Here is an 8466-nt window from a genome sequence, read left to right on the forward strand (position 1 = left end):
CGACCTGGACGGCACGCTCACCCTCGACGCGCAGGGCGACGCCGAAGCGGTCTTCATCTTCCAGGTGGGCTCCGACCTGTCCACGGCGGCCATGACGGTAGCCGGACCGGAGGCCGCGTCGACCCCGGACGCGTCGGCGGGGGCCGGCGGGGAGTAGCGGCCGGCACGTCCGCGCACCTCAGGCACGGCTCGTTGCGGCGGGGCCGTACCCTCGTGCGGTCGGTGTGGCGCGCGGCGGTGGTCGTGCGGGTCGCCGCACGCCGGCGTCAGGAGGAGCGAGCGTTGACCGACCAGACCGCGCTGGAGCAGGAGATCGCCGCCGAGCAGCGGCACCTCGACCGGGTGTACGCCCGGTTGGCGGAGCTGCGTCGGTCGGCGGTCCGCGCCGAGCGGGAAGGGTACCGCCTGGCCCGGGTCGGGAACTTCGGCGCGCTCGTGGAGCGGGACGCGATGGTGTTCCACGCGGCGCAGCGGCGGCACGTGCTGGACGCCGAGTACGAGGGCCTGGTCTTCGGCCGGCTCGACCTGCATGACCGTCAGGTGCTGCACGTCGGACGGCTGGGCATCCGGGACGAGGACGCGGCGACCCTGGTGGTCGACTGGCGGGCTCCGGCCGCCGCCGCCTTCTACCAGGCCACTCCGGCGGAGCCGCTGGGCGTGGTCCGGCGGCGCATGATCCAGTCGTCGGGCGAGCGGGTCACCCGGATCGAGGACGACCTGCTCGACCCGGAGGCCGCGCCGGCCGAGATGACGGTGGTCGGCGACGGTGCGCTGCTGGCGACCCTGTCGAAGGCGACCGGGCGCGGCATGCGGGACATCGTCGCGACGATCCAGCGGGAGCAGGACGAGGCGATCCGCTCCCCCGGCTCGGGCGTCACGATCGTCTCCGGCGGCCCCGGCACCGGCAAGACCGCGGTGGCCCTGCACCGGGCCGCGTACCTGCTCTACTCCGAGCGGAGCCGGTACGCCGGCGGCGGCATCCTGGTGGTCGGCCCGTCGACGGTCTTCGTGGAGTACATCGCCTCGGTGCTGCCGTCGCTGGGCGAGGACACCGCCACCCTGCACTCGCTGGGCACGCTGTTCCCGGGGATGCGGGCCACCCGCACCGACCCGCCGGAGGTGGCGGCGGTGAAGGGCTCGCTGCGGATGCGCCGGGTGCTGGAGCGGGCGGCCCGGGACGCGGTGCCGGACGGGCCGGTCGAGTTGCGGCTGCTGTACCGGGGTGAGCTGCTCCGGCTGGACCGGCGGGAGCTGGACGGGATCCGGGAGCGGGTGCTGCACCGGGGTGCCCGCCGCAACGAGGTGCGCCGGGCCGGCTTCGACGGCGTGTTCGCCGCGTTGTGGGCGCAGGCCCGCCGGCTGGGCATCGGCCGGCTGCCCGAGCAGCGCGCGTTCGAGGACGAGATCGCCGAGCGGTCCGAGTTCCGAGAGTTCCTGAAGGCGTGGTGGCCACGCCTGCACCCCCGGCACGTGCTCGGCTGGCTGGCCCACCCGGACCGGCTGCGCCGGTACGCCGGTGGGATCCTCTCCGGTCGGGAGATCCGGTTGCTGGGTGACGCGTACCGGTCGCTGGACGCCGAGGGGCTGACGATCGCCGACGTGGCGCTGCTGGACGAGCTGGACGAGCTGCTCGGCAAGCCGATGAAGCCGGCCCGCGCGAAGCGGGACCCGTACCAGCTCGCCGGCGGGGTGCGCGAGCTGAGCACGTTCGCCGACCGGCAGCGGGCCGCCCGGGAGGCGGCCCGGCAGCGGCCGGAGGACTACCGCGAGTACGCCCACGTCGTGGTCGACGAGTCGCAGGACGTCTCGCCGATGCAGTGGCGCATGATCGGCCGGCGGGGGCGGCTGGCGTCGTGGACGGTGGTCGGGGACCCGGCGCAGACCGCCTGGACCGGCGACCCGCAGGAGCTGACCCGGGCGCGGGACCAGGCGCTGGGCCGGCGTCGTCGGCACCAGTTCACCCTCACCACCAACTACCGGAACTCCGCGGAGATCTTCGCGGTGGCGGCGGCCGAGATCCGCCGGCTCTACCCCGACCTTCCGCTGCCGGTCGCGGTGCGGTCGACCGGCGTGGACCCGGTGCAGCTGGTGGTGCCGGCGTCGGAGCTGGAGACTACCGTCGTCGAGGCGGCCACCGCCCTGCTCGCGGAGGTGGAGGGCACCGTCGGCGTGATCACACCGGTGCCGCGCCGCGACGAGGTCGCGGGCTGGCTGGGCGGCCTGGGGGGACCACGACTCCAGGTGGTGACCAGCCTGGAGGCCAAGGGCATGGAGTACGACGGGGTCGCGCTGGTCGCGCCGGGCGAGATCCGGGCCGATCCGGGCTCGGGTGTACGGACCCTCTACGTCGCCCTATCCCGGGCCACCCAGCGGCTGACCACGGTCGAGCCGACCGGCTGACCCGGGACGTCGACAGACCGACTCCAGTTGCACACATTGCGATGTGAGCATAGATTTGACGTGGGTCCGGACTGCGACGGAGGTTTCCGCGTGGGCGCAGGGCACGACCACCACCACGGTTCGGTCGCGAACGCCGCACACCGCCACCGAGGGCGACTCTGGGCCGCTTTCGCGCTGCTCGGCGCGCTGATGGCGGTCGAGGCCGTGACGGCCCTCCGCACCGGCTCGCTGGCGCTGCTCAGCGACGCCGGGCACATGTTCACCGACGTGCTCGGCATCGGCATGGCCCTGGCCGCGATCACCGCCACCCGGCGGAGCACCTCCGACCCGCAGCGCACCTTCGGCCTGTACCGGCTGGAGGTGCTGGCCGCCCTGGCGAACGCCGTGCTGCTCTCCGGCGTGGCGGTCTACGTGGTGGTCGAGGCGGTACGCCGGTTCGGCGACCCCCCGGAGGTGTCCGCCGGCCCGATGCTGGTGGTGGCCGTGCTCGGCCTGCTCGCGAACCTCGTCGCCTTCGGCCTGCTGCGCCCCGGCGCCAAGGAGAACATCAACCTCCAGGGGGCGTACCTGGAGGTCCTCGGCGACCTGCTCGGCTCACTCGGGGTGATCGGGGCGGCCCTGCTGATCTCCGTCACCGACTGGTGGTGGGCTGACCCGCTGGTCGCGGTCGCGATCGGTGTGTTCATCCTGCCCCGCACGTGGCGACTGGGCCGGTCCGCGCTGCGAATCCTGGTCCAGGCCGCCCCGGAGCACCTCCAGGTCACTGCCGTGCACGACCGGCTGGCCGCCGTGCCCGGCGTCGCCGAGGTGCACGACCTCCACGTCTGGACCCTCACCTCGGGCATGGACGTGGCCTCGGCGCACCTCACCACGACCCCGGACGCCGAGGTCGGCGCCGTGCTGACGGCGGCCCGGACGGCGCTGCGGGAGGACTTCCGGATCGACCACGCCACGTTGCAGATCGAGCCCGGCGCGACTCCCGGGGCCTGCGGGACAGTTGAGTGGTGTTGAGCATCTCCTTAATTCAGAGTGTGTAAAGTGTGCTTATGCCGGTTTTGTCGGTAAGGGCGTGCGCACCATGCGTCACCACCGCTGCAAGCGTCCCACCAGCACCGGTAGGCTCTGATCCGGCCTCCGCCAGGCGGCACCCACCGGTGCCGGCGGTGGCCGCCGCCTAATCGCCTGCCACGGCGAACCGGGGAACCGCGTTCCTGGGGTGCATCCGCGTCAGCGGTAGGGATCTTCCGTCCCGAACCCGTCAGCTAACCCGGTCGGCGGCTGACGGAAGGACACCTGCATGCCAACACCCGTACGACGACGCGCCGCCCGGACAGCGGCCCTGATCGCCGCGACGCTCGCCGTCGCCCTGGGCGGCACACCGGTCCCCGCCGGCGCCACCCCCGTCCCGACCGCCGCTCTGGCCGCCCCCGGGGACGACGTGGAGGGCGGTACTCCCGCCCTGCGGGCCCAGCTCGAAGCGGCCAGCAAGGGCTACCTCGACGCCAAACGGGCCCTGGACACCTCACTCCGGCGGCAGCAGCAGCTCGCCGCGGAGGTGAAGAAGAACGAGACCGAGCTGGCCGAACGGAGCCAGCAGGTCGGGGAGCTCGCCGGTCTCGCGTACCGCACCGGTCGGCTCAGCGCCGCTTCCGCCCTGCTCAACAGCAGCTCCCCGGACGGCTTCATGGACCGCGCCGCCGCGCTGGACCAGGTCGCCGCCAACGAGGACCGGGCGCTGCGCCGGCTCCAGGAGGCCCGCGACAAGGCCGCCCAGGCCAAGCTGGCCGTGGAGGTCGAGATCCGGGAGCAGACCAAGCAGCAGACGGTGATGGCCAAGCGCAAGCAGCAGGCGGAGAAGGCCCTCACCGTGGCGAACGAGCGGGCGTCCAGCCCGCCGAGCAGCAGCGGCAGCCGCACCGCCAGCGCGACGGCGAAGCCGGCACCGCGCAACCCCGACGGCTCCTGGCCGACCGAGTCGTGCAGCGTGAACGACCCGACCCCGGCGGACGGCTGCATCACGCCGCGCACCCTGCACGCGCTCAACCAGGCCAAGGCGGCCAACTTCACCCGGTACGTCTCCTGTTACCGGCCCGGCGGCTCGGGTGAGCACCCGAAGGGTCGCGCCTGCGACTTCGCCGCCCAGCAGGACGGTTTCGGTGGCGACGCCAGCGGTGGGGACCGGACGTACGGCAACAACCTCGCCGCGTTCTATGTCAACAACGCCGACCGGCTCGCCGTGCTCTACGTGATCTGGTACCGGCAGATCTGGCTGCCCAGCAGCGGGTGGAAGTCGTACAGCGGGGCCAACGGCGACCCCTCCAGCGACCACACCAACCACGTGCACCTGTCGGTCTACTGACCGGCGCCGACGGCCCCCGGTGGACGCCTCGCGGCGGCCCACCGGGGGCCGTCGCGTACGCCGGCCGGACGGGTCGCTCAGGTCGACGGCGGCGGCTGGTCGAGGGCGGCGCCCAGCCGGCTGGCCAGGGCCAGGTGAGCGGCGCGCGCCTGCGCGAAGGCGTAGCCGAACAACGGCGCCGGAGCGATGAGGACGATCTCCACGTCGATCCGCAGGACGCCGTCCGGCTCGGCCCGCAGCCGCGTGTGGTTGCGCACCGTCGTCGCGGGTCGCTGCCGGGCCACCGTGACCACCTCGTCCGGGTCGGCGACCAGGACGTCGGCCCGGTACGTGAGCGGGAGGCGCAGGGGCCCGACGGTGAGCCGGTCGGTGATCGCGTAGCTGGCCCGGGCGCCGGGCCGGGTCCGGATCCGACGGACCCGGACGATCAGCGGATGCAGGTCGGCCTGCCGCTGCGGGTCGGCCAGCAGCGCGACGGCCTCGGCCGGCGTGCAGCGGGCCTGGACGGTGTAGGTGAAGGACTCACGCCTCGGCACGCCGTCTCCCCACCGTCGCCTCGTCGCCCGATCCTCGCCTACGACCGCTGCGCTGGCAACGCCTCGACCGACACCCGCCGGACGACCGATGTTCGCCGGCCGTGGTGACTACGGTCAGCTCGGGGGGAATCACGGATGGCATCCAGAGCTGCGGAGGGCGGGACCGATGAGCGGGTACGAGCGATGAGCGGGCACGTGATGGTCTTCGCGCCGACACCCCGGCTGACGGTGACCGTCGACCAGCCCAGCGACGCCCCGGAGCTGCACCTGCATCCCGGCGGGCAGGGCGTGTGGCAGGCGCGGATGATCATGTCCCTGGGCGTGGACGTCGTGCTCTGCACCGCCCTCGGCGGCGAGATCGGCCAGGTGCTGGAGCCCCTCCTGGTCAGCGAGGGCGCCGACCTCAAGGTCGTGGTCCGCGAGACGGGCAGCGGCGGGTACGTGCACGACCGGCGCGACGGCACCCGGCGGGAGGTCGTGGACGTGCCGGGCCAGCCGCTGAGCCGGCACGAGCTGGACGAGCTCTACAACCTCGCGCTCGGCGAGGGCCTGCGCGCGCCGGTCAGCGTGCTCAGCGGACCGAACGAGCCGGCGCTGGTCCCCGCCGAGCTGTACCAGCGCTTCGCCGCCGACCTCGGCGCCAACGGCAGCCGGGTGGTGGTCGACCTGTCCGGCGAGCACCTGACCGCCGTGCTGGACAGCGGGGTCTTCTTCCTCAAGGTCAGCCACGAGGAGCTGATCGCCGACGGCCGGGCCGCCGGGGATGACGAGGAGGAGCTCGTCCGCGCGATCTACGACCTGCACGACACCGGCGCCCAGAACGTCGTGGTGAGTCGGGCCGACAAGCCCGCCCTGGCCCTGGTCGACGGTGAGGTCTTCGAGGTGGAGATGCCCCGGCTCCAGGCCGCCGACCCGCGGGGCGCGGGCGACTCGATGACCGCCGGGGTGGCCGCCGTCGTGGCCCGGGGCGGTGACGTCCGCACCGCGATCCGGACCGGCGCGGCGGCCGGGGCGCTCAACGTGACGCGGCACGGCCTCGGCACCGGACGGCTCGACTCGATCACCGGGCTCGTCGACCGGGTGCGCCTGGCCCCCGCGGGCAGCCGGCCCCAGGAGCGGACCACTCCTGAGGAGCTGGCCGACCGGGCGGCCGGCCGATGAGCCTCCGGGTGCTGGTCACCAACGACGACGGGATCGCCGCGCCGGGCATCCAGGCCCTCGCCCGCGCCGCCGCCGACCGGGGCCTGGACGTGGTGGTCGCCGCGCCGCTGGAGGAGGCGAGCGGCACCAGCGCGGCGATGACCGCAATCGAACGCGACGGGCACGTGGTGGTCCGCGAGCACCCGCTGCCCGAGCTGGAGGGCGTGCCCGCGTACGGGGTGGGCGGCTCCCCCGGCTTCATCGCGCTCATCGCGGTGCACGGCGCGTTCGGGCCGCCGCCGACGGTGGTGCTCTCCGGCATCAACCGCGGCGCCAACGCCGGCCGCGCCGTGCTGCACTCCGGCACCGTGGGCGCCGCGTTCACCGCCGCGTCGAACGGCTGCCGCGCGATGGCCGTCTCCCTGGACGTGCTCACCGCCGGCGAGGCCACGGCGGTCAGTGGCGGGGCCGCGGTGGCCGCCGCCGCCCGCGTACGCGACGCCGAACGGAACTGGTCCACCGCCGCCCGGGTCGCCCTGGACCTGCTGCCCCGGCTGACCGCCGGACCGACCGGGAGCGTGCTGAACGTGAACGCCCCCGACCTGCCCCACGGGCGCCTGCGCGGCGTGCGCCGGGGCACCCTGGCCAGCTTCGGTCAGGTGCAGATGACGGTGGCCGAGGCCGGGCACGGCTTCGTGCGGACCTCGCTGGAGGAGCCGGGCGAGGCGGCCCAGGCCGGCACCGACGTGGCACTGCTCGCCGCCGGGTACGCGTCGGTGACGGCGATCCGGGCGGTCATCGAGGTCTCGGACGTCGACCTGACCGGCCTGGACTGACCCGGCCCGCCCGTCTTTCCGGCGGCCTCAGGCGCCGGGGAGGACCTCGGGCGCCGGGCCGGCGGCGTAGTAGGGCTCGGGAGCGCCGAAGAGGCCCAGCAGGCCGGTCACCCAGAGCTGCCGGTGCACGAACCGGCTCGGCTCGGTGACGACGAGCTTGACGCCACTCACCTCGGCGGTCTGGAATCCGGCGACCATCGCGCTGATGCCGACGGAGTCGATGAAGGTGACGAGTCGCATGTTGAGCTCGATGCGGGTCGGTCGGCCCTTCGCCAGGACCTCGGCGATCGCCTCGCGCACCTCGTACGCGGTGTCCACGTCGATCTCGCCACGCGGAGCGATCTCGATGACACCACCGGGCAGAACCGACTTCACGATCGACAGGCTCACGCGAGCACCTCCACTCGCCCGTCCCCCGGGCGCCTCATCAGTACGCGGGCCGCGACCGAGAGTATTCCTCCGACGGCCTCGGTCGCCACCCCTCGGGATGAGCAATTCTGCTGTTCGGGTGCAGAAAATCGCCCTTGTCCGGACTTTTCACTTCTTATTCACCCGACGCTCGCCCCTGTGGGACGACGTCGCCGGACCAGGGTAACGGTCTTCCGCCCGGATGGCCGCAACCACCGTTCCCGGGCGTGCCCCCCGCAGCCTCACCCGTGCCGGCGCACCCGCCGGCCCGGCGTGGTTCGTCCGATGGGTCGCCCGCGATGCCTACCATCGGCCGGAGGACGGCGACTGCGACGGAGAGGACGATCGATGATCAGGAGACTTGCCGCGCTGGCCGGAGTCGGCGCGCTGCTCGCCCTCGTACTGGCCTGCGGTTTCGGCGGCGGCGGCGACGATGACGAGGACGACGACGAGGACTTCGCGCGTGGCGTACCGGCGGTGGTCACGCTCCGCTGACCCGCACCGGTTTGCGCCGACGGCCCGCTGGGCATCAGCGGGACAGGCGAAGCGCAACGCCGGAGACGCCGGAGTCCGAAGTGGCGCGGGGCTTCGGCACCCCGAGGAGGTAACCCCGATGTTCGGAACCAACCTGCTGGACCGCCGCGGCAAGCCCGAGCGGATCGCGGACCAGGCGTGGCAGCACCTGCTCTCGGCGGTCGGCTCGGCGGGCGAGAGCGTACGGGACACCGCCCGCTCGGCCCGTCGTGGCGGCTCCGGGCTGGCGGACGAGGCCGGCGACCTGGTCGGC

At 73.8% G+C, this 8466-nt stretch carries 9 protein-coding genes and 1 riboswitch; of the genes, 7 read left to right on the forward strand and 2 right to left on the reverse strand.

Going from position 1 to position 8466, the window contains the following annotated elements; translation table 11 throughout:
* The first annotated feature begins 4 nt into the window (after window positions 1-4).
* The 4 genes from AB0I76_RS17015 (at window position 5) to AB0I76_RS17030 (ending at window position 4759) form a co-directional block, all read left to right on the forward strand.
* Window positions 5-157 carry an ice-binding family protein gene (locus AB0I76_RS17015; protein ID WP_357035867.1) on the forward strand — a complete coding sequence of 51 codons (153 nt, stop codon included), beginning with the start codon at window positions 5-7 and terminating at the stop codon, window positions 155-157.
* A 125-nt stretch (window positions 158-282) separates the two neighbouring features.
* On the forward strand, window positions 283-2400 hold the full coding sequence (locus AB0I76_RS17020) for an AAA family ATPase (protein ID WP_357035843.1): 2118 nt from the start codon (window positions 283-285) through the stop codon (window positions 2398-2400).
* Window positions 2401-2490: 90 nt separating this feature from the next.
* Window positions 2491-3411: a cation diffusion facilitator family transporter gene (locus AB0I76_RS17025; protein ID WP_357035847.1), complete on the forward strand. Its 921-nt coding sequence runs from the start codon at window positions 2491-2493 to the stop codon at window positions 3409-3411.
* Between the two features lie 150 nt (window positions 3412-3561).
* Window positions 3562-3693: riboswitch (cyclic di-AMP (ydaO/yuaA leader) on the forward strand.
* Between the two features lie 4 nt (window positions 3694-3697).
* Window positions 3698-4759: a hypothetical protein gene (locus AB0I76_RS17030; RefSeq protein WP_357035850.1), complete on the forward strand. Its 1062-nt coding sequence runs from the start codon at window positions 3698-3700 to the stop codon at window positions 4757-4759.
* A gap of 77 nt (window positions 4760-4836) precedes the next feature.
* Here the strand turns inward: AB0I76_RS17030 and AB0I76_RS17035 are convergent, their stop codons facing one another.
* On the reverse strand, window positions 4837-5295 hold the full coding sequence (locus AB0I76_RS17035) for an SRPBCC family protein (RefSeq protein ID WP_357035853.1): 459 nt from the start codon (window positions 5293-5295) through the stop codon (window positions 4837-4839).
* A 183-nt stretch (window positions 5296-5478) separates the two neighbouring features.
* On the opposite strand from AB0I76_RS17035, the gene AB0I76_RS17040 reads away from it, so the two are divergent.
* Both AB0I76_RS17040 and AB0I76_RS17045 read left to right on the forward strand, forming a co-directional pair.
* On the forward strand, window positions 5479-6456 hold the full coding sequence (locus AB0I76_RS17040) for a PfkB family carbohydrate kinase (RefSeq protein ID WP_357035855.1): 978 nt from the start codon (window positions 5479-5481) through the stop codon (window positions 6454-6456).
* A complete protein-coding gene (locus AB0I76_RS17045; RefSeq protein WP_357035858.1) occupies window positions 6453-7271 on the forward strand; it encodes a 5'/3'-nucleotidase SurE in 819 nt (272 codons plus the stop codon). Before AB0I76_RS17040 ends, AB0I76_RS17045 begins: the two co-directional genes overlap by 4 nt.
* A 27-nt stretch (window positions 7272-7298) precedes the next feature.
* Here AB0I76_RS17045 and AB0I76_RS17050 read toward each other — a convergent pair whose 3' ends face one another.
* A complete protein-coding gene (locus AB0I76_RS17050; RefSeq protein ID WP_357035861.1) occupies window positions 7299-7661 on the reverse strand; it encodes an STAS domain-containing protein in 363 nt (120 codons plus the stop codon).
* Window positions 7662-8027: 366 nt separating this feature from the next.
* Here AB0I76_RS17050 and AB0I76_RS17055 point away from each other — a divergent pair, with 366 nt between their 5' ends.
* Window positions 8028-8174, forward strand: a complete 147-nt coding sequence (locus tag AB0I76_RS17055; protein ID WP_357035864.1) for a hypothetical protein — start codon at window positions 8028-8030, stop codon at window positions 8172-8174.
* Window positions 8175-8466 lie beyond the last annotated feature (292 nt).

Source organism: Micromonospora sp. NPDC049799 (assembly GCF_040656655.1).
In the GTDB taxonomy this organism is placed as follows: Bacteria; Actinomycetota; Actinomycetes; order Mycobacteriales; family Micromonosporaceae; genus Micromonospora.

Excerpts from the sequence above, each read along its gene's own strand:
- AB0I76_RS17030 (WP_357035850.1), top strand. The coding sequence starts at position 3,698 with ATGCCAACACCCGTACGACGACGCGCCGCCCGGACAGCGGCCCTGATC.
- AB0I76_RS17040 (WP_357035855.1), top strand. The coding sequence starts at position 5,479 with ATGAGCGGGCACGTGATGGTCTTCGCGCCGACACCCCGGCTGACGGTG.
- AB0I76_RS17045 (WP_357035858.1), top strand. The coding sequence starts at position 6,453 with ATGAGCCTCCGGGTGCTGGTCACCAACGACGACGGGATCGCCGCGCCG.
- AB0I76_RS17055 (WP_357035864.1), top strand. The coding sequence starts at position 8,028 with ATGATCAGGAGACTTGCCGCGCTGGCCGGAGTCGGCGCGCTGCTCGCC.